The sequence below is a fragment of the Erwinia sp. MYb416 genome (genome assembly GCF_037479575.1).
Classification (GTDB): domain Bacteria; phylum Pseudomonadota; class Gammaproteobacteria; order Enterobacterales; family Enterobacteriaceae; genus Erwinia; species Erwinia rhapontici.
Genome location: NZ_JBBGYT010000295.1, coordinates 1 through 803, shown reverse-complemented (window position 1 = coordinate 803; position 803 = coordinate 1). Strand labels below are relative to the sequence as shown.

Here is an 803-nt window from a genome sequence, read left to right as displayed (position 1 = left end):
GTTCAAGCATAGGCACATCCAGTAACGCCAGTTCTTTCTCATCCATATTGAACTCCGGTGCATCAGGCAGATCAATTGCCTGAAAATCCCAGTATCTTTTGATCATCGCTGTGAGTGCAGGAACGGCCAGAGGCTTGCTCAGTACATCATCCATGCCCGCATCGAGATATTCACTTTTATCCTTCAGGACGTTTGCCGTCAGCGCCACCAGCGGCGGCAGATGCTCTCCGGCATGACGCTGGTGAATGATGCGCGCCACATCCAGTCCGGTCATGTCGGGTAGCTGGATATCCAGCAACACCAGATCGAACTCGTCCGGGTCAAACATATCCAGTGCGGCTTGTCCCGTCATCGCCACTTCTACGCTGTTGCCCAGTTTCTCAAGCACGGAACGAGCAACCACCACGTTCAACTCAATATCCTCCACCAGCAGCACGTGCAGCGCAGGCAGTGGCAGATCCTCTTCCTGCTGCTCATCTTTGAGGTCTTCAACCACACGCGGTGCGTTGAGCGTCAGGGTGAAGCAAGAGCCCTGCCCAGGCGCGCTATGCACGCTGATGTCGCCTCCCATACTCTGTGCCAGACGGCGAGATACCGCCAGCCCGATACCCGTACCCGTCGCAGGTTTGCCGCCCCGCTGATCCTTCACCTGGTAATACATGGCAAAAATTTTATCCTGCTCATCCTGCGGGATACCCATGCCGGAATCTTCGACTTCGAAGTACAGGCAGTCATCCTGGTGATAGCCAACCCGCACCACGATTTCCCCTTGCTGGGTAAATTTCACCGCGTTGCCAATCAGG

At 55.4% G+C, this 803-nt stretch carries 1 protein-coding gene; it reads right to left on the bottom strand.

Features of this window, described 5'->3' with window-relative positions; translation table 11 throughout:
- A partial coding sequence (locus tag WH277_RS02665; RefSeq protein ID WP_339504258.1) for an ATP-binding protein occupies window positions 1-803 on the bottom strand: 803 nt, incomplete at both ends.